Source organism: Alysiella sp. (assembly GCF_030525755.1).
GTDB lineage: Bacteria > Pseudomonadota > Gammaproteobacteria > Burkholderiales > Neisseriaceae > Simonsiella.
Genome location: NZ_JAUNEC010000006.1, coordinates 1 through 19664, shown reverse-complemented (window position 1 = coordinate 19664; position 19664 = coordinate 1). Strand labels below are relative to the sequence as shown.

Genomic DNA, 19664 nt, shown 5'->3' with positions numbered 1-19664 from the left:
TATAGTCGCAGAACTGAAAAAACACTACGGCGTTGCTAACGCCCTTATATACTCCTGTGTACGGCTGACATTGTCGCTTTGTATTGTTTTTTCATTTTTACGACTATATCGGTAAATTAAGCCAAAACCAACACGCCTTCGGCTTCCACTTGTGCGCCGCGTGGCAAAGATGCTACACCAATGGCAGCGCGAGCAGGGAAAGGCTGGGCAAAATACTGTTCCATTACCTGATTGAAAATGGCAAAATTGCCCAAGTCGGTTAAATAGGCATTGATTTTCACAATGTCGTTCAGGTTGCCACCTGCAGCTTCACACACAGTACGCAAGTTTTTGAAAACTTGATGTGTTTGGGCTTCAAAATCATCTGAAACCAACTGCATGGTTTCAGGAACAAGCGGAATTTGACCGCTCAAATAGACCGTGTTGCCTGCACGAACGGCTTGGCTGTATGCACCGATGGCAGCTGGCGCTTTATCGGTGTGGATAATGATTTTGCTCATGGAAACGCCTTTCATTAAGGTGTGAGGAAAAACCGTATTATAGAGAAAAATTCTTGTTTGACCAGTTTTGATGTTGAGGCTGCCTGAAAAAATTATGGTCGCAGAATTGAAAATGTTTTGCGGTGTTGGTTTGTCTTTTGTGATGAGGGCTTGGGATAAGAAAGTGGGAAATACCATGAAAATAAATGATTTGTGTAGGGTAGTGCAAGTCCTCCCCCTTTTTGGGCAGCCTCAAAATCAATCGTGTTAGTACATCAAATGGTAGGTGCAAGTACCTTACCCTACAACACAGTTGCGATTGAAACTGTATAATCCCATTTTTGTTTTCAGGCTGCCTTTTTATGTCGTCCGTCCCCGAATATTTACAAAACATTCGCATTGTATTGAGCCGCACCAGCCACCCCGCCAACATCGGCGCAGCAGCACGCGCCATGAAAACCATGGGTTTGAGCCAACTGGTTTTGGTTGCCCCCAATCTCATGCAAACGCCCATGACACCTGAACCACTTGAATTTTCAGCCGAAAATGCTGCCGATTTTAAGCTGCCCGAAGAAAGTTTCATACTCGCCTCGGGCGCGGTGGACGTGTTGGAAAACGCCAAAATCCTTGCCACCTTGCCCGAAGCCTTGATGGGAACGGTGTTGAGTTGCGCCCTAACCAGCCGCCGCCGTGAACTTACCACGCCTTTGCAAACGCCACGCGAACTCACGCCCAGCTTGCTTGCCGCCGCGCAAAATGGGCAACAAGTTGCGCTGGTGTTTGGTAACGAAACCTTTGGTTTGAGCATAGACGAAGTGCAGCATTGCAATCGCCTGATGACGATTTCGGGCAACCCCAATTATTTTTCGCTGAATTTGGCGCAGGCGGTGCAAGTGGTGTGCTACGAATTGTTCAGCCAAGTGAATGCGGATATGTCGCACCTGATTCCCGAGCGCAACCTTGCCACCGCCGACCAAGTGGCAGGCATGGTGCAACATCTTGAACAAACAATGGAAAATTTGGATTTTTTCTACAAACGCAACCAAGAACGCATGGTGCGCCGTTTGCATTCGCTGTTTAATCGGGCGGACACGACCACCGAGGACATTGATATTTTGCGCGGATTTTTCAATAAAGTGCAGCAGAAAATTAGGGGCTAATGATAATTCGTTTCGTGGTTGTATTTGTGTCAAAAATCACCAACTTCTGTGTCAAAATACGCATTAATGGACGGCATTAGCTTGTATTTTTTAGCTGCACAAGTCCGCTTTCCCTTGAATTTGGCGATTTCGCTTGAAAAACAACTTCGCATCGAACACCGCTCTTCGCTGTTAATGGCTCCTAAGGCAAGGCTGCCTGAAATGGGAATGAATAAGGAGAATGGCATGACTTATTGTGATTTTTGTAATGCGTTGCCTGCGAATACATTTGACCCAAACAAGGCTTATCACGATACTGAATACGGTTTTATGCAAGCTGATGACAATGTGTTGTTTGAAAGGCTGATTTTGGAAATCAATCAAGCGGGTTTGAATTGGACTTTGATTTTGAAAAAACGTGTTGCTTTTCAGGCTGCTTACGCGCAATTTGATGTGGCAAAAGTAGCAGCATTTGATGAAGATGATGTGATTCGTTTGTTGAATGATGCGAGTATTGTGCGTAACCGATTGAAAATTCAGGCTGCCATTTACAATGCACAACAAATTCTTGTTTTGCAAAAAGAATACGGTAGTCTGAAAAATTGGTTGGACTTACATCATCCACGTGAGAAAAGCGAATGGGTTAAATTATTCAAACAGCAATTTAAATTTGTGGGTGGCGAAATTGTGGGAGAATTTTTGATGAGTTTGGGTTATTTGATGGGGGCGCATCAGTCAGATTGTCCCATTGGACGGAAATTGGCTACACACATTTAATTTTCCCCACTGGCTGTGAGATAGGTTGAACCATATAGTACTACACAGTCATTGTTTATCAAACAGTTTGAATAATTGAAAGATGGGGGGATTTGGTGCACACGGCGCACCCTAATCTTGTACTGTTTTCAAATGAATTGACTATGAAGTCTGTCCCTACAAAGTTCAGAACTTGGCAGCTCTGTGCCAGTGGGAGAGAGAACAGATACCTCTCCCTACTGTATTTGCGTCCATATAGATGATTTCGCCTAATTCAGGAATTTCCGCAAATGCAGGGGGTAAAGCAGAGCACGATGCTCCAAAGCAATGATGGAGTGATTTTATTCATCACTTAATGCCCGTTGGCGTGTGAAAAAAGCGTGTGATTTTATTATATGTAAAATCACAAAAAGACAATGGTTTTAAGAGGATTTTTTCTGGCTTAAAGTGGGTTTGTGCTGATTTTATTGGTGGTGTTCATCAGGCGAAGTGCTTTTAAATAACGGTATTTTTCAATGAATTCAAGCAGCCCTATAAAGTTGCCCATTTCATCGTAAGCGCGCAAAGGCGTGTGTTCAGGCTGCCTGAAATCGTGGGATACGGGGGTAAGTTGCCCAAAACGCAGTTTTTGTGTTTGCTCGGCATTCAAGTTGATGCGCGGTAAATGTTGTATTAAAACATCACAAGGCAAAATCAGGGCATCGCGTTGCTTTTCAGGTAGTTTAGTCAGTTGTTCTAATGTGTGGCTTTGTTCAATGGTGAACCCTGCTGTGGCAGTGCGACGCAGTGCGGTTAAGTGGGCGAATGTGTGCATTTGGGTGGCGATATCTTCGCTTAATGTGCGAATGTATGTGCCTTTGCTGCAATGTACGTCAATGATGGCTTGGGGTGGGCTAAATGATTGAATAGTAATGGAATGGATTTCAATTTCACGCGCTTTGCGCTCAATTGTGATGCCTTTTCGTGCGTATTCATATAGTGGCTTGCCTTCGTGTTTGAGTGCGGAAAACATGGGTGGCACTTGACGGATTTTGCCTGTGAGTGAGGCACAGGCTGCCTGAAATTCGGTTAGGGTAATGTCGTTGCGGCCGCGTTCTATGATTTCGCCTTCAACATCACCTGTGGTGCTGGCTTCGCCCAGTTTGAGTGTGGCGATATAGGCCTTGTCGGCATCTAAAAGATATTGGGCAAATTTGGTGGCTTCGCCAAAACAGATGGGTAATAAGCCGCTGGCAAGTGGGTCAAGTACGCCTGTGTGTCCTGCTTTTTCAGCATGAAACAATCGACGTGCTTGTTGTAAAGCGGTGTTGCTGCTGATGCCAATGGGTTTATCCAATAATAAAACGCCGTTTAGGGCGCGTTTGGGTGGTTTTGTACTGTGCATGGTTCATGCTGCCTGAAAAGTTGGATAGGGGTGATTATGATAGCAGATTTAGATGGGGTTTCCGTATTGGAACAGTCAAAACTGGTTATAATTGTGCCTTTCAGGCAGCCTTTGTTATGGGCTGCCTGAAAGCAGATTGACATTAAGAGCCAAACTTTTGAAATCAAAGAATCAGAAAGGCAAACATGAGTACCTCCATTCCCCCTCACGAAAAAGCCAGCATTTTGGCAGAAGCCTTGCCCTATATTCGCCGCTTTGCGGGTTGTACGCTGGTCATCAAATATGGCGGCAACGCGATGACCGAACCGCATTTGAAAGAAGGCTTTGCCAAAGACATTGTTTTGTTGAAATTGGTGGGGATTAACCCCGTGATTGTGCATGGCGGTGGACCTCAAATCAATGAAATGCTGGAAAAAATCGGCAAAGTGGGCGAATTTGTGCAAGGCATGCGCGTTACCGATGCCGAAACCATGAACATCGTGGAAATGGTGTTGGGCGGTCATGTGAACAAGGAAATTGTGTCGCTGCTGAATCAGCATGGCGGCAAAGCGATTGGCATGACGGGGCGCGACAGTCATTTTATCCGCGCCAAAAAATTGACCGTGGACACCCCCGAGCAAAAAGGCGTGGACATCGGACAAGTGGGCGAAATTGACAGCATGGATTGCACGCTCATCAATCAGCTCACGCAAAATGGCTACATTCCCGTGATTGCGCCCATTGGCGTGGGCGAAAATGGCGAGGCATTCAACATCAATGCCGATTTGGTAGCAGGGCGTTTGGCGCAAGAATTGAATGCAGAAAAATTGGTGCTCATGACCAACATCACAGGCGTGATGGACAAGCAAGGCAATTTGCTGACCAATTTAAGTCCAAGTAAAATCAATGCTTTGGTGGAAGATGGCACTTTGAGTGGCGGCATGTTGCCCAAAATTTCATCGGCTTTGGAAGCGGCACAAAATGGCGTGAAAGCGGTTCACATCATTGACGGTCGCGTACCCAATGTGCTGTTGCTGGAAATCTTTACCGATAGCGGCATTGGTACGATGATTTTGGGTGATTAATTGTTGTATTTACTTAAAAATCATACGATTTGTTGCACCATTTTCTTCAATACACAAGAGATTGGTGCAATAGGTTGTACCCTACGAAAAGTGTTGAAATGATAATTGAAAATGCGTTTTCAGGCAGCTTGAATCATGGTTTATTGGGTTGAAAAAGCGGCAGATTTTTATCCGCCTGATTGGGAGCATTTGGATGAAACAGGTTGTGTGGCAGTCAGCGCAGGTTTGAATGCAGATTTGTTGCAGGCAGCTTATCGTGTGGGTGTGTTTCCTTGGTATCAAGATGAACAGTATGTGTATTGGTTTACCCAGCACCCACGCGCGGTTTTGTTGCCTGAAAATATGAGAATCAGTCGTTCGTTGGCAAAAACATTGCGACATACAGATTATCGCGTTAGCCTTAATCGTGTATTTGCACAAGTCATCGCACATTGTGCGACTGTGCCTCGCGTAGGGCAGAGTGGGACATGGATTAGCCCTGATTTTCAGGCAGCTTATACCCAGTTGTATGATTTGGGATACGCACATTCTTTTGAGTGTTGGCTGCCTGAAAATGGTGAGTGGATTTTGGCAGGTGGTTTTTATGGTGTGCAAATGGGGGCAGTATTCTATGGCGAATCCATGTTTGCTTTGCGTTCCAATGCGTCTAAAATTGCTTTTGCTTGTGCAGTGCCTTACTTGGCGCAATGCGGTATCCGTTTGATTGATTGCCAACAAGATACCGAACACATGGCGCGTTTTGGTTCGCAGTTAATGGATTTGCACGACTTTCGGGCAGCGTTGCAAGTATTAAATGTTGTGCCATTGAATCAGGAAATGGGTGTTTGTATTGTGGCTGAAAACATGAAGGCTGCCTGAACATTCAGGTAGCCTTCAATCTTTGCAAAACCATACTACCATTATTCTTGTGTAGGCGCATGGTTTTGCAATAAAAATCATCTATCAATCTTACGAATACGGGTTCTTACAAGACAATTTTGGTTTCCACCTTGTTGAAATCCATCACAAATTGGCTTTTGAATGCACGCACATTGTTGTCGGATGTGAAAATGCGCCGTGTTAATTGATGATAATGTGCCATGTCTTGTGCGTGAATCAGCAGCAAGTAATCGTGTTCGCCCGAGATTTCATAACAGCTGACTACGTCGTTTTCATTGTTTAAACTGCGGACAAATTTGTCCAATAAAGCGGGATTTTGGCTCTCCACCGAAACCGCCACAAACACACTTAAACTGCGTCCAACTGCAATGGGATTAACCAAAGCCACTTGTTTTAAAATCACACCGTTGTCGTGCATTTGGCGGATTCGGCGTTGACAAGTGGCAGGCGATGAATGCACTTTTTCGGCAATTTCAACAAGGGGTGTGGTGGCATCTTCTTGTAAGATATTGAGAATCTGACGGTCTAATTTGTCTAATTCGTGTATGCCCATGATGCAATCCAATATTGGTTGTTGGGTTTTCAGGCAGCCTTGAATAGGTCGTATAAGTGAAAATGCAATACAAGGCGAAACGAGAGTTGTGCACAGTAGTACATTAGGGTGTTGGCAATGCCGTAGTGCTTTTTCAATTCTGTAACTATATTAAGGACAATAAACTCAGCAAATCATTCATATTGTGGGCAAGATAATCACTTTGCCACGTTTCGGGCTGTTCATGTTGGGTAATGTAACCCCAAGCCGCCAATATGGTTTTCATGCCTGCATTTTTGCCTGCCTGAATATCGCGTTGTGCATCGCCTACATACCAACAATGTTCAGGTAGCACATTCAGTTGTTCGCAAGCATAAAGCAAGGGTTCTGGACTGGGCTTGGCTTGGGGGCAGGTGTCGCCACTGACCACGACATCAGGCGGTACAACAAACCCCAATTTAGGTACAAGTACATCGGTAAAACGCGCGTGTTTATTGGTAACAATGCCCCAACGTATATTGTGTTTTTGCAATGCCAACAAAACCGTGTTCACATCGGGAAACAAGACGGTATCACGCGTGCTGCGTGCGCCGTATAAAGCCAAATAGTGTTGTTGCCATGCATCAAATTCGGGCATTTGGGGGGTGATGTTGGCACCAAATTGCAACAGCGCAGCAGAACCGTGTGCGGCGTAAGGGCGAATGTCTGTTAAAGATTTTTCAGGTAACCCTTTTTGGTGCAATAAATCATTGAGTGCGCCACCTAAATCCAGAGCGGTATCGGCAAGTGTGCCGTCTAAATCAAATAATAGGGCTTGTGTTTGCATGATATTTGGGGGGGTGACGAATGGGAATGTGGCTGCCTGAAAGTACGATCTAATCTGGAATGTGCCATTTTTTGCACAGTTTTGCTCATTTTGGGGTTTAAATATTTTGTAATGCCATTTTCTGAATTGCAGGTTGTGGTATAAGTTTTTGATTTCAATATTTATTTTATGTTTTGATATTAGGCATCATTTTGCCAAACTCAATTCAGGTTTTTCTTTATCGGCTTCTTCATAAGCTTCTACGATTTTTTGTACAAGCGGGTGGCGCACCACGTCTTCGCTGGTAAAGGTGTGGAAATACAAGCCTTCCACATCACGCAATTTTTCGTTGGCATCGCGCAAACCCGATTTGATGTTGCGCGGTAAGTCAATTTGGCTCAAATCGCCTGTAATCACGGCTTTTGTGCCAAAGCCAATTCGCGTTAAAAACATTTTCATTTGCTCGGGCGTGGTGTTTTGCGCTTCGTCCAAAATCACATACGCGCCATTGAGTGTGCGTCCGCGCATATAGGCAAGTGGGGCGATTTCAATCAAGCCCTTTTCCATCAATTTGGTTACGCGGTCAAATCCCATTAAATCATAAAGCGCGTCATAAAGTGGGCGCAAATAGGGGTCCACTTTTTGCGCCAAATCCCCCGGTAAAAAGCCGAGTTTTTCGCCCGCTTCCACAGCAGGACGCACCAAAACAATGCGTTCTATTTGGTGTTTGTCCATTGCGTCCACTGCTGCCGCCACTGCCAGATAGGTTTTGCCCGTGCCTGCGGGCCCGAGTCCAAACACAATATCGTGATTGAGCAAGGCGCGTATGTAGCCGTTTTGACGCGGTGTGCGTCCGCCTATGCTGCCGCGTTTGGTGTGGAAATAGTATGCGTGGTTTTTATCTGTTTTTTCAATGTGTTGATTGTCGGCGGTTTTGGCTTCTACGGCGGCAAGGTTGATGTCTTCGTCTGACAATTCGCGCTGCTCGGCAATTTCCATGAGTGCGACAAGGGCATTGCGCGTGGCGTGGGCGTGGCTGCCTGAAAAGGTGAAATGGTCAAATCTTCGGCTGATTTGCGTGTCCAAAATCCGCGATAGGGTTTGCAAATTGTCGTCCAATGCGCCACACAGTCTTTGCAGGGCGAGTGGGTCGTAGTCTTCAAATTGTAAATGTACGGTTGTCATGTTGTTCCTTGTGTTTTCAGGCAGCATGATACGCAATTAAGGCTGCCTGAAATGGTTTAACCGACACGGTAAAATGCCAAACTGCCGAGCAGGTTGGGGAAAAGGGTAATGCGTTTGCCTGCTGTCATGACGGCGCGTTCCAAAACTTGAATTTGGTTTTGGGTGCAGAGTCGGTCAAAGTCGGTAAGTGTACACCAATGGATATTGGGGGTGTTGTACCATTGATAAGGCATGCGTTCGGATACGGGCATGTGTCCACCAATGGCGATTTGTAAGCGGTTGCGCCAGTAGCCAAAATTGGGAAAAGACACGATGGCTTGTTTGGCAATTCGGGTTAAATCACGCAAAATGGTTTCGGTGTTTTGCATGGCTTGTATGGTTTGGCTTAATACGATGACATCAAAGCTGTTGTCGCCAAAATGGTCTAAACCGTGTTCTAAATCGGCTTGAATAACATTGATGCCGCGTTCTATGGCTGCCTGAACACTGTGGGTATTGATTTCTACACCGTAGCCTGTGCAGTTTTTATGTTGCATTAGGGCTGCCATGAGTGCACCATCGCCACAACCTAAGTCTAAAACGTGTGTGTGTGCGGGTATCCAATCGTAGATGAGTTGTAGGTCGTCTCGTAGAGTCATGTTGCTTATTTCTGTTTCGGGTAAATTTATGAGTTGATGAGTTGGAATACCAGGGTCTGATAGACGGCAGCGTTGCCTTTGCCGAGACGTTTCAGCAATTCGGTGTTATCGGCACTGAAACCACCCAGTGCGAGAATGGGTTGAAAGAGGAATATTTCACCATTTTTTAAATTGCCGTATTGCCGTGTGGCTTGAACAAACAGGCTTTGACGAAGAAAATCTTCTTTAAATGTTTCATCGCAAAGCGTATTTTCAAAAAATTCGCGGGTATTCCAATCCAATACTTCGCAGTTTTGATATTGAATATCCAGCAGGCAGATGTCTTCATCGCCTTCGTCGCTGAGTTTGCGGTGATAAAACAGTTCGCCAAAGGCAGTAATGGCAAACGGGGTATAGTTGTTTTTCGTACCGCCCAGCCATTCCCAAAGATTGTCGGCATAGTCGGCCGGATTGACGAGTTCGATTAAGCCGTCGGCGTACTTGCCCCAACCGTGTGTTTGCCACAAATACAAAATTTCCATCGGCAGCCGATTTTGGTATTGTCCGATAATACCTGTCGGTACGGTTTGAGCTTGTGTGGCGGGGTATTGGGCTTGGAATTGCGGAAGCATGATGTTTTCTTTCGCTGCATTTGGATTTTAAATTTGACCAAACTGGATTTCAGGCTGCCTGACTTTTGCGTCCGATATGCCTTTTGGCCGCAAAACTATTGCGCCAGCAGCCATTCTGCTTTGTCTGCGCCTGTTGAGTATTGCAAATACGGCGGCATAAAACCGTCTTTGTAGATAATCATAAAATCGGTGTCGCTGATTTTTTGATAATTGGGCTGCCAGCCTTGTTTGTTTTTGCGGAAACCGAGCTGTTGAAGCGTGGCTTCGTCGTGGTTTTCAGGCAGCCTTTGGTGTTGCTGCCGGTAGTTTTCCACATTTTGGATTAGGGTGTTGCCGCGTTCTATGTCTTTGTGTCGCCGCCATTCAATCGGCATTTGAGTGTAGGCAGTCGCGGCAACAATCAAAAATCCGATACCAAAAAAAGTGTTTTTCATGTTTGATTTCCCACGCGAATGTTGTGCATATAGGCGCGTACTGCGTCCATATAGGCAGGGTCTTCCATTAAAAAGGCATCGTGTCCGTGTGTGGATTCCACTTCAATGTATTGTACGTTTTTGCGTGCGGCAATCAAGGCTTGAACCAGTTCACGCGAACGTTGAGGGGAGAAACGCCAATCGGTGCTGAAACTGGCAACAAAATACGATGTGCTGGTGTGTGCCAATGCGGCTTGCAGTTTGCCACCGTATTCGGCGGCAGGGTCAAAATAATCTAATGCTTTGGTCATCAGCAGATAGGTGTTGGCATCAAAGTGTTCGGCAAATTTGTCGCCTTGATAACGTAGGTAGTTTTCCACTTCAAAATCAACATCATAATTGTATTTGTAATGCCCATCACGCAAGTTGCGTCCGAATTTGCTGCCTAAACCGTGTTCGGCTAAATAAGTGATGTGTCCCATCATGCGTGCAATGCGTAAGCCTCGGCGGGGTTTGCTGTTTTCGTGTGCATAATGACCGTGATGAAAATCGGGGTCTGTGATGATGGCTTGGCGTGCCACATCGTTGAAGGCGATGTTTTGTGTTGACAGTTGTGGCGATGAGGCGATGACTAAAGCATGACGCACACGTTCGGGGAAGTCTATGCTCCATTGTAGGGCTTGCATGCCACCTAAACTACCACCGACAACCGCAGCCCATGTTTGAATGCCAAAGTGGTCGGCGAGCAGGGCTTGGGTACGCACCCAGTCTTTAACTGTTACCAATGGAAAATCTGCACCATAGCTTTTACCTGTTTCGGGATTGAGTGATAAGGGACCTGTACTGCCTGCGCAGCCACCTAAATTATTGACCCCAATAACAAAAAATTTATCGGTATCAATGGGTTTGCCTGAGCCGACCATATTGTCCCACCAACCTGCGTGTTTATCGTCTGCATGATGTCTACCTGCAACATGGTGTGTGCCAGATAGGGCGTGGCAGATTAAAACGGCATTGTTTTTGTCGGCATTGAGTTCGCCGTAGGTTTCAACCATTAAATCAAAGCGTGGCAGAGTGCAGCCGTTTTGTAAGGTAAACGGGGCATCAAAGGTAATGTGTTGTGGGGTAATGAGTGTGGTGCTGGTGATTTTCATAGCAAGCTGCCTGAAAAGGATTTGAGGCTGCCTGAAAGATTTTCAGGCAGCCTGATGTGGGACAACAGGCGTGGGTTTCATTAAAATGGAATATCGTCATCAATGTCTTCAACGGGTGCAGCAGGTGCTTGCACAGCGCGACGTTGTTGTGGCGCAGCAGGTGGTTCTGTGGGTGCGCTATATGGCGTACTTGTGGCTGGCGCATCGTAATCGTTGCCATAAGCACCACCATGACTTTGATTGTACTCATCATGGTTGCTACCGCTACTGGTATTGCTGTTTTTGCTGTCTAACATTTTCATTTCGTTGCAAATGATGTCGTAAGCGATGCGTTCTGCGCCCATTTTGTCGGTGTATTTGCGACTTTGAATGCGACCTTCTAAATACACTTGGCTGCCTTTACGCAAATATTGTCCTGCCACTTCGGCTTGACGGCGGTATAAGGTGATGTTGTGCCATTCGGTGCGTTCTTGGCGTTGTCCGCTGTTACGGTCGTTCCATGTTTCGCTGGTGGCAACCGAAAAATTACACACAGCTTCGCCATTGGGCATATAGCGCACTTCGGGGTCGCGCCCCAAGCGTCCAATTAAAATCACTTTATTCAAAGACATTTTGATATTCCTTTGTTAATCCAATAATTTTTTGACTTCTTGCTCATCAAAGCCGTGTTGTAAGACTTTGAGAAACACGGTTTGTTCATCTTGGCTGAATACCACACTTTCTACACCAGCCACAGCGGTAATCGCGGCTTTCAGGCTACCTGAATCTCGTTGTTTGTGTGCAGGAACTGGGAAAGCTACATTTTTAACAGGCTTGGGGGCGGGAGCAAGTGCTGCAATGAACAACCAAATTAAGACCATCACACAACAAAAACCGAATACGCCATCGTAACCTGCCAGTGCATACATTTTACTGGCAATCATGCCACCAGCAAACACACCCAAAGATTGTAAAGTGTTGTACACGCCCATTGCTGTGCCTTTTAAATCTGATGGTGCGATTTTGGAAACCAAAGAAGGTAAACTGGCTTCCAAGATGTTGAAACCAATAAAATAAATCACTAGACATAAGGCAATCAGCCAAACCGAATTCAAGCTGAATAATAGCGCAGCTTGGGCAAACAGCACCAAAGTAATGCCGATGACAAAAACCTGTTTGAGTTTATTGCGCGTTTCGCCCACGATAATGGCAGGTATCATTAACACCAGACCAATCACGGTTGCGGGCAAATACACTTTCCAATGTTCAAATTTTTCCCAACCCAAATCACGCAAAGCAAAGGGCAGGGCAGTAAAAATTGCCATTAAACCTGCTTGTAAAGCAAAAATACCATAATTTAAACGCAGAAGTTGTGGATTTTTTAAAACTTCTACAATCCGAGAGGGTTGGGCTTGTGTGTCTTCGTGTAAACGCTGTTGTTGCGGATTGGGGGTATAAAACCCCACCAAAGTCAAACTTACCAAGCTCAAAATGCCCATTAATATAAATAAGCCATTGACACCAATGTATCGTGTCAAAATTGGTGATAAAACCAAGCTGACCGAGAAAGTCAGACCAATGCTTAATCCAATCATGGACATGGCGCGAGTTCGCACTTCTTCGCGTGTTAAATCCGCCAATAAAGCCGTAACGGCTGCGCTGACTGCACCAGCACCTTGAATGGCGCGTGCCACCACCAAAGTTTCAACATTGGGGGCAAACGCTGCCAAAAAACTGCCCAAAGCAAACACTGTCATACCCAAAAAAATCACTTTTTTGCGTCCGATTTTGTCGGATAAAATGCCCAAAGGCAGTTGTAACAAGGCTTGGGTTAAACCATAAACCGCCATTGCCAAGCCCACCATTTTCATGCTTGCGCTGTTTTCTCCTCCCAAGCTGTGTGCGTGTAAAGCCAAAACAGGCAGTACAAGAAACATACCCAGCATACGAAGGGCATATACGCCTGCCAGAGAGGTGCTGGCACGCCATTCAGATGGAAGCATTTGAATTTGTGGTTTTCTTTTGGACATGATGCAGTCATTTCAATCACATTGGGCTGCCTGAAAGGTTTCAGGCAGCCTGAAATCAAAAAATCAAATTGTGTGGATTATAACCGATGACAAAGATTATGTCTGTTTGCCTTTTCAGGCAGCTCATTTATGGATTGTCTGCCAAAATTTTGTGTAAGACAGCAGGCGGGACATAGCGTGATACCATATCACGCCAACCAATTGGACCAACCAAGCCCTTGACCATAGTAGATGAAATTTCCGCAATTTCACGCGGTGGCATCAGAAACACGGTTTGGATTTCGGGTTGTAAATCGGCATTGATGTGGCGAATGGCACGTTCATACTCATAATCGCTTGCCGAACGAATGCCACGCACCACAAATGCTGCCTCAATGCTGTGAGCATAATTGACCAGAAATTGGTTTTCAAAAGAGGATACGCGCACATTGCCAAATGGTTGCACCATGTCTTCCAGCATCTGTTTGCGTTCGCTTAAACTGTAACTGCTTTTTTTTTCGGGATTGACTCCAATCGCCACAATCAACTCATCAAAAAGCTGTTGTGCTTGGGCAATCATCCACAAATGTCCGTTGGTGGGTGGGTCAAAGCTGCCTGCATAAACTGCGCGGCGAGTGGGGCGTAAAGTCATGGGATTTTCTTGGTGAACGACCATAAAAGGCAAAACGCGCAAAGGGTAAACCGATTGCGTGTTAGGGTCAAACATTATTTGGCATTTAATCTATGTAGTTGTAGATAGTGAAAAAGCAATACAAGGCGACAATGTCAGCCGTGTACGCTTGTACATAAGGGTGTTGGCAACACCATAGTGCTTTTCAATGGTTTGAGGTTGGAAAATTGTCAATGCCATGAAAATAAATGGCTTAAGTTAGAGTGAGGCTAGTATTCAATATTTTCAGGCAGCCTAAAAGTCCATAATCGCTGCGGTAAACGGTGCGTATCAGCCCTTACTTTGCGACTGATTTCAGGCTGCCTGAAAGCCTTTATTCAGCCAAACAACCATTGTAGTAACAAAGTTTCATCTTCAATTTTTAAATAAGCACAATTGGCTGGTGCGGCTTGTGCGGTCAGCGTGGTTTGGTGCAATACGCCGTGTCGGAAAAAGTGCAAAACATGAGTATCACCAACTGCGGTTTGGGTTTGTGCAGCAAGGTCGGTGCAGGCGAAATGGTTGATGGCGATGACGGTATCGCCTGCTTTTAAACCTGCTTGTTCGGCTGCGCTGTTGTTGAAAACGTGGCTGATGAGTGAACCATTGGCTTGTTGCGTGCTGCGGCAGCCGATTTCGGGTTGGGGTGTGGGATTTTCAGGAAATTGATTGACCAAATGTCCGTTGTTGTTGCGGTTTTCAGGCAGCCATTGTAGGGCGATGCCTGCACTTTTCAGACAGCTTTGAAGTGGTAGGTCTTCGGTGCTGTATAAGGCTGCCTGAAAGAAGTCGTTTAAGTCCAGTTGAGTGATTTCTTGAGCACGTTGTTGCCATGCTTTTTCAGGCAGCCCTTGTTGGGTGTCAAGCCAATCTTGGTAAAGTTGGCGCATGATGCTGTCTAGGCTAATTTGATTTTGACTTTGGGTGCGGACGATTAAATCCAGACAGAGTGCAGCGAGTGCACCTTGTTGGTAGTAACTGGTGATGGCGTTGGGGCTGTTTTCGTCTTGTTTGTAGTATTTGTGCCAAGCGGCAAAGCTCGATTGGGCAAGGGTTTGGTGTTTGCGTCCTGCGTTTCGGTGGACGCGGGTCATGTTTTGGGCAAGCAGATTGAGGTAGTTTTTTGGTGTGATGACGCGGCTGCGTACAAGGGTTAGGTCATCATAATAAGATGTGATGCCTTCAAATGCCCAGAGTTGTTCGGTGTATATTTCTCTATCAAAATCATATGGTTGGAAATTTTGTGGTTTGATGGATTTGATGTTCCATGCGTGGAAGTATTCGTGGGCGATTAAGCCCAAGAGTTCGGTATAGGCGGGATTGGCTTCTCCCATGTTTTTCGGTGGTAGGGCATTGCGGTCGGCGTGGAGTGCGGTGCTGCTGATGTGTTCCAGTCCGCCGTAGATTTTGTCGCCAAGATGCAACAGAAACAGATATTCTGAAAAGGGGGCTGTTTGGGGGAAAAGTTGCAATTCGTATTCGCAGATTTTTTGGCAGTCGGCAATCAGGCGTTGGCGGTCAAAATCACGGTAGTGTCCGCTTAATACAATACGATGAGGAATGTTGCGTACAACAAAATGCAGGGTTTCTAAATTGGCACCGAGTTCAAATGGGTGGTCGGTCAGTTCTGCATAAGAGGCTGCCTGAAAACAGTTTTCGCTGTTTGTTTGGGGTAGCGTGGTGTGGACTTGCCAGTTTTCAGGCAGCTGTTTGAATTGGACAGTACAGGCTTCTTCACGGCGGTCGGGTTGGTAGAGAAACAGGCATGCGCCGTCTATGAAGCCGCGTTCGGTGTCAAGTAGGCTGGCACGCACAGACAGGTCGTTGGCATAGACGATGTAGTCAATTTGGCATTCACCTTGTGTGTGTTCGGGCAATGTCCATGTGTTTTTGTCCTGTTGTGTGAGTGAGATGGTTTTGCCATTGCAGGCTGCCTGAATACTCATGATGTGGCGTGAGAAGTCGCGTATCATGTAGCTGCCTGCTACCCAGTTGGCAAGTTTAAGGATGTTGCGGTTACTTGCATGGGTTTGAAAGGTTAGGCTGATGTGCCATTGGTGACTTTGGGGGTGTGGGGTAATGGTGTAATGCATCATGGATAAAACCGAGTGTTAAAAATGTTAAATTTTGTTTGTTTGACTTTTATCAAGTTAAGGTATGAGTTTTTTAGATAACCTTATGGTTAAAAGCATTTTCTAAATGAAAGCCAGTATTATTCAGCTTTTTTTACCGTTTTTTAGCTTGGTAGGAAGTGCAGTTTTGTTTTAAAATGCTAAATTAAGTTGCCACAATGGGTGGGTATTTTACACCTTGCGGACAAAACATAAAGTCGCTTCATTCAGGCTGCCTGAAAAATGCGACAGAATAATTTTGATTATAGCCATGTATATGGAGACTTTAACTCATGGAAACGCAAACTTATAACTACAAAGTGGTGCGTCAGTTTGCCGTCATGACAGTGATTTGGGGCATTGTGGGTATGTTGGTTGGTGTCATCGCCGCCGCACAACTGCGTTGGCCTGCGCTGAACTTGTCGGAAATTGCACCTTGGTTCCACTTCGGTCGCATTCGTCCATTACACACCAATGCAGTAATTTTTGCATTTGGTGGCTGTGGTCTGTTTGCCACTTCTTATTACATCGTGCAACGTACCTGTAATGTACGCTTGTTTGGTGGCAACATTTTGCCAGCAATTACCTTTTGGGGCTGGCAGTTGGTCATTGTGTTGGCGGTAATTACTTTGCCTTTGGGTTATACATCGGGCAAAGAATACGCTGAATTGGAATGGCCAATTGATATTTTGATTACCCTTGTTTGGGTGGTGTATGCGATTGTATTCTTTGGTACGATTGCCACGCGTAAAATCAAGCACATTTATGTTGCTAACTGGTTCTATGGTGCATTCATCTTGGCTGTGGCTTTGTTGCACATTGTGAATAGCATTGAAATTCCAGCAGGTCCGATGAAATCGTATTCAGTTTACTATGGTGCGATTGATGCAATGGTGCAATGGTGGTACGGTCATAACGCGGTGGGTTTTTTCTTAACTGCAGCCTTCTTGGGTATGATGTACTACTTTGTACCCAAACAAGCGGGTCGTCCTGTGTATTCTTATCGTTTATCGGTGGTTCACTTTTGGGCTTTGATTTTCACTTATATGTGGGCGGGTCCACACCACTTGCACTACACAGCTTTGCCTGATTGGACGCAATCTTTAGGTATGATCTTGTCTTTGATTTTGTTTGCACCTTCTTGGGGCGGCATGATTAACGGTATCATGACTTTGTCTGGTGCATGGCATAAGTTGCGTACCGACCCAATTTTGAAATTCTTGGTGGTGTCTTTATCGTTTTACGGTATGTCCACATTTGAAGGTCCAATGATGTCTATTAAAACGGTAAACGCATTGAGCCATTATACCGACTGGACTGTGGGACATGTTCATTCAGGTGCATTGGGCTGGGTAGGTTTTGTAACCATTGGTTCTATTTACTATCTTGTGCCACGTTTATACGGTCAAAAAGAAATGTACAGCATCAAATTGATTGATGCACATTTTTGGATTGCAACTTTGGGGGTGGTGTTTTACATCACTTCTATGTGGATTTCAGGTGTAATGCAAGGTTTGATGTGGAGTCAGCTCAATCCTGATGGTACTTTAACACACTCCTTTGTGGCCTCCGTGAGCCGTTCTATGCCTTACTACGCCATTCGTTTTGTTGGTGGTGCGCTGTATTTAAGTGGCATGTTCATCATGGCTTACAACGTTTATCGTACCATTACCAATGGCAAACCTGTTGAAGCAGAGATTCCAGCTCTGACTCAAGCACAACACCACTAATGCAGAAAGCAGGCTACCAAAATGAAATTACAACAACTGGTTGAAGAAAAAGTCGCATTTCTGATTGTGTTTACTTTAATAACCATCAGTGTAGGCTTATTCATACAAATTGTGCCGCTGTTTTTCAGTAAAGACGTGATTACACCAACAGAAGGTGTGAAACCTTACAATGCACTTCAAGTAGCAGGACGTGATATTTACATTCGTGAAGGTTGTTACAACTGTCATTCCCAAATGATTCGTCCTTTTCGTGCTGAAACAGAGCGTTACGGTCATTATTCTGTAGCGGGAGAATCAGTTTACGACCACCCATTCCAATGGGGTTCTAAACGGACGGGTCCTGATTTGGCGCGTGTTGGTGGGCGTTATTCTGATGAATGGCATCGCATTCACTTACTGAATCCACGTGAAGTGGTTCCAGAATCCAATATGCCTGCTTTCCCATGGTTAGCACGCAACAAAGTCAATCCTGACGAAGTTGTTCGCAATATGAAAGCATTGGCAAAAGTGGGTACCCCATATACTGAAGAAGATTACGCCAAAGCAGCTGAAGAATTGAAAGATAAATCTGAATTGGATGCGGTAGTCGCATATTTGCAAGGTTTGGGTCTGGCATTGAAAAACACAAGGTAAAATCATGGACATGACATGGGCGCGCGTCGCTTTCACAATCTGTGTATTCATCAGCTTTATGCTTGTACTGCTCATTGTTACCAGTAGACGCAATAAAGCCAATTATGATGATGCGGCAAAAAGCATAGTAGATGACCCCGATACACCACAAACGCCGCCCAAGTCCAACCTTGATAACGGAGTAAAATAATGGAATCACAATTCACTTCCCCGTTTTGGCACTACTACATCATTGCGATTGTGGTTGCCAGCTTCATCTTCATCATTTGGCTACTTTTTTCGCAAGACATTAAAGCCAAAAAAGAAGCACCCCAAAAAAATCAAGAAGTCCATACCACAGGACATGAATGGGACGGCATTCAAGAATACAGTAATCCTTTACCTCGTTGGTGGTTTTGGATGTTTGTTGCCACCATTTTATTCAGTATTGGTTATTTGGTTGCTTACCCAGGTTTGGGTGATTACAAAGGCACATTTGGTTGGACCAGTGCCAATCAATACGAAACTGATGTCAAAAAAGCCAATGAAGAAACCGCTCAACTTTATGCCAAATTCACAGGCATGAAAGTTGAAGATGTGGCAAAAGACACACAAGCCATGACCATAGGCAAAAATCTGTTTGATACTTATTGTATTCAATGTCATGGTTCAGATGCCAAAGGTTCGCGCGGTTTTCCCAACTTAACCGATACTGATTGGTTGTATGGTGGCACACCTGAAAAAATCCATGAAACCATTGCCAAAGGTCGTGTAGGCATTATGGTTCCTTGGGGGCCTGTATTGGGTGAAGATAGTGTACGCGATGCCACACACTTTGTTATGTCTTTATCGGGTAAAGAACACAATGAAGACCGTGCATTACGCGGTAAAGCAGTATTTGCAGCCAACTGTGCAGCATGCCATGGTGCAGAAGGCAAAGGCACAATGGGTATGGCCCCCAATTTAACTGATGATACATGGTTATGGGGTGGTAGTGAAAAAGCCATTATGGAAACCATTACAGGTGGTCGTCATAATCAGATGCCTGCATGGGAAGGTTTCTTGAATGAAGACAAGATTCATCTTTTAACTGCTTATGTTTGGGGTATTTCACACCCAGATAATAAGGCACTACCAACTGATAATACAGCTGCAACAAGCGAAAAATAATACAGTTTTATATTAATTATGGCTTTGATGAAGCTGCTTAGAACACGAAGACTGAATACCAATATGGGGTATTCAGTCTTTTATTTTATTAGTTGGGAAATCTTTTCAGGCAGCCTTTGTAGTAAAATGCAGCATTTTCAAAATCAGCGTGAAAACATGAAACATTTATCCTACGGCTTGACTGCATTGGTAGCGATTATCCTAGACCAAATCACAAAATGGGCGATTTTGGTGCGATTTGAATTTGCCGAACGTCTGAACATTATTCCAGATTTCTTTGATTTAACATTGGTTTACAACTACGGTGCGGCATTCAGCTTTTTGGCGAACCACAATGGTTGGCA

The 19664-nt window shown here is 45.1% G+C and carries 22 protein-coding genes; 9 read left to right on the top strand and 13 right to left on the bottom strand.

What is annotated here, in order from left to right; translation table 11 throughout:
* Positions 1 to 116: 116 nt before the first annotated feature.
* Complete coding sequence (locus Q4B82_RS02500) at positions 117 to 500, bottom strand: RidA family protein (RefSeq protein WP_303064856.1); 384 nt, start codon at positions 498 to 500, stop codon at positions 117 to 119.
* Positions 501 to 841: 341 nt separating this feature from the next.
* Between Q4B82_RS02500 and Q4B82_RS02495 the strand changes: the two genes are divergently transcribed.
* Together Q4B82_RS02495 and Q4B82_RS02490 are read left to right on the top strand one after the other, a co-directional pair.
* Complete coding sequence (locus Q4B82_RS02495) at positions 842 to 1639, top strand: RNA methyltransferase (protein WP_303064855.1); 798 nt, start codon at positions 842 to 844, stop codon at positions 1637 to 1639.
* 225 nt (positions 1640 to 1864) lie between these two features.
* A complete protein-coding gene (locus Q4B82_RS02490) occupies positions 1865 to 2395 on the top strand; it encodes a DNA-3-methyladenine glycosylase I (protein ID WP_303064896.1) in 531 nt (176 codons plus the stop codon).
* Between the two features lie 421 nt (positions 2396 to 2816).
* Here Q4B82_RS02490 and truB read toward each other — a convergent pair whose 3' ends face one another.
* Entirely contained in the window at positions 2817 to 3758 is a 942-nt protein-coding gene (gene truB, locus Q4B82_RS02485; protein WP_303064854.1) for a tRNA pseudouridine(55) synthase TruB, read from the bottom strand.
* A gap of 185 nt (positions 3759 to 3943) precedes the next feature.
* Between truB and argB the strand changes: the two genes are divergently transcribed.
* Positions 3944 to 4822, top strand: coding sequence for an acetylglutamate kinase (gene argB / locus Q4B82_RS02480; protein WP_303064853.1), 879 nt, complete (start codon positions 3944 to 3946; stop codon positions 4820 to 4822).
* A 135-nt stretch (positions 4823 to 4957) separates the two neighbouring features.
* Positions 4958 to 5680 (top strand): leucyl/phenylalanyl-tRNA--protein transferase, encoded by a 723-nt coding sequence (gene aat, locus Q4B82_RS02475; RefSeq protein WP_303064852.1) that lies wholly within the window; start codon positions 4958 to 4960, stop codon positions 5678 to 5680.
* A 106-nt stretch (positions 5681 to 5786) separates the two neighbouring features.
* Here the strand turns inward: aat and Q4B82_RS02470 are convergent, their stop codons facing one another.
* The 11 genes from Q4B82_RS02470 to Q4B82_RS02420 form a co-directional block, all read right to left on the bottom strand.
* Positions 5787 to 6254 carry an Lrp/AsnC family transcriptional regulator gene (locus Q4B82_RS02470; protein WP_303064851.1) on the bottom strand — a complete coding sequence of 156 codons (468 nt, stop codon included), beginning with the start codon at positions 6252 to 6254 and terminating at the stop codon, positions 5787 to 5789.
* Between the two features lie 145 nt (positions 6255 to 6399).
* Positions 6400 to 7059: an HAD family hydrolase gene (locus tag Q4B82_RS02465; protein WP_303064850.1), complete on the bottom strand. Its 660-nt coding sequence runs from the start codon at positions 7057 to 7059 to the stop codon at positions 6400 to 6402.
* A gap of 186 nt (positions 7060 to 7245) precedes the next feature.
* Complete coding sequence (locus tag Q4B82_RS02460; RefSeq protein WP_303064849.1) at positions 7246 to 8223, bottom strand: PhoH family protein; 978 nt, start codon at positions 8221 to 8223, stop codon at positions 7246 to 7248.
* A gap of 56 nt (positions 8224 to 8279) precedes the next feature.
* Positions 8280 to 8861 carry a methionine biosynthesis protein MetW gene (gene metW, locus Q4B82_RS02455; RefSeq protein ID WP_303064848.1) on the bottom strand — a complete coding sequence of 194 codons (582 nt, stop codon included), beginning with the start codon at positions 8859 to 8861 and terminating at the stop codon, positions 8280 to 8282.
* 26 nt (positions 8862 to 8887) lie between these two features.
* Positions 8888 to 9472 carry a GAD-like domain-containing protein gene (locus tag Q4B82_RS02450; RefSeq protein WP_303064846.1) on the bottom strand — a complete coding sequence of 195 codons (585 nt, stop codon included), beginning with the start codon at positions 9470 to 9472 and terminating at the stop codon, positions 8888 to 8890.
* Positions 9473 to 9567: 95 nt separating this feature from the next.
* The gene (locus Q4B82_RS02445; protein WP_303064844.1) at positions 9568 to 9906 is read right to left on the bottom strand and encodes a hypothetical protein; all 339 of its coding nucleotides are present in this window, start codon (positions 9904 to 9906) and stop codon (positions 9568 to 9570) included.
* Positions 9903 to 11039 (bottom strand): homoserine O-acetyltransferase, encoded by a 1137-nt coding sequence (locus tag Q4B82_RS02440; RefSeq protein WP_303064843.1) that lies wholly within the window; start codon positions 11037 to 11039, stop codon positions 9903 to 9905. The genes Q4B82_RS02445 and Q4B82_RS02440 overlap by 4 nt, the downstream gene beginning before the upstream one ends.
* 80 nt (positions 11040 to 11119) lie before the next feature.
* Complete coding sequence (gene ssb / locus Q4B82_RS02435) at positions 11120 to 11650, bottom strand: single-stranded DNA-binding protein (protein WP_303064842.1); 531 nt, start codon at positions 11648 to 11650, stop codon at positions 11120 to 11122.
* A 15-nt stretch (positions 11651 to 11665) separates the two neighbouring features.
* Entirely contained in the window at positions 11666 to 13048 is a 1383-nt protein-coding gene (locus tag Q4B82_RS02430) for an MFS transporter (protein ID WP_303064841.1), read from the bottom strand.
* A 127-nt stretch (positions 13049 to 13175) separates the two neighbouring features.
* The gene (gene coaD / locus Q4B82_RS02425) at positions 13176 to 13679 is read right to left on the bottom strand and encodes a pantetheine-phosphate adenylyltransferase (protein ID WP_303064895.1); all 504 of its coding nucleotides are present in this window, start codon (positions 13677 to 13679) and stop codon (positions 13176 to 13178) included.
* A gap of 356 nt (positions 13680 to 14035) precedes the next feature.
* Positions 14036 to 15793: a M61 family metallopeptidase gene (locus tag Q4B82_RS02420; RefSeq protein WP_303064840.1), complete on the bottom strand. Its 1758-nt coding sequence runs from the start codon at positions 15791 to 15793 to the stop codon at positions 14036 to 14038.
* Positions 15794 to 16101: 308 nt separating this feature from the next.
* Between Q4B82_RS02420 and ccoN the strand changes: the two genes are divergently transcribed.
* From ccoN to Q4B82_RS02395, 5 genes are all read left to right on the top strand, one after another.
* A complete protein-coding gene (gene ccoN, locus Q4B82_RS02415) occupies positions 16102 to 17538 on the top strand; it encodes a cytochrome-c oxidase, cbb3-type subunit I (protein ID WP_303064839.1) in 1437 nt (478 codons plus the stop codon).
* Positions 17539 to 17559: 21 nt separating this feature from the next.
* A complete protein-coding gene (ccoO, locus tag Q4B82_RS02410; RefSeq protein ID WP_303064838.1) occupies positions 17560 to 18171 on the top strand; it encodes a cytochrome-c oxidase, cbb3-type subunit II in 612 nt (203 codons plus the stop codon).
* A gap of 4 nt (positions 18172 to 18175) precedes the next feature.
* Positions 18176 to 18361, top strand: a complete 186-nt coding sequence (locus tag Q4B82_RS02405; RefSeq protein ID WP_303064836.1) for a CcoQ/FixQ family Cbb3-type cytochrome c oxidase assembly chaperone — start codon at positions 18176 to 18178, stop codon at positions 18359 to 18361.
* On the top strand, positions 18361 to 19320 hold the full coding sequence (gene ccoP / locus Q4B82_RS02400) for a cytochrome-c oxidase, cbb3-type subunit III (RefSeq protein ID WP_303064835.1): 960 nt from the start codon (positions 18361 to 18363) through the stop codon (positions 19318 to 19320). Before Q4B82_RS02405 ends, ccoP begins: the two co-directional genes overlap by 1 nt.
* A gap of 156 nt (positions 19321 to 19476) precedes the next feature.
* Positions 19477 to 19664: signal peptidase II (locus Q4B82_RS02395; protein WP_303064834.1), on the top strand; the 188-nt coding region annotated here is incomplete at its 3' end.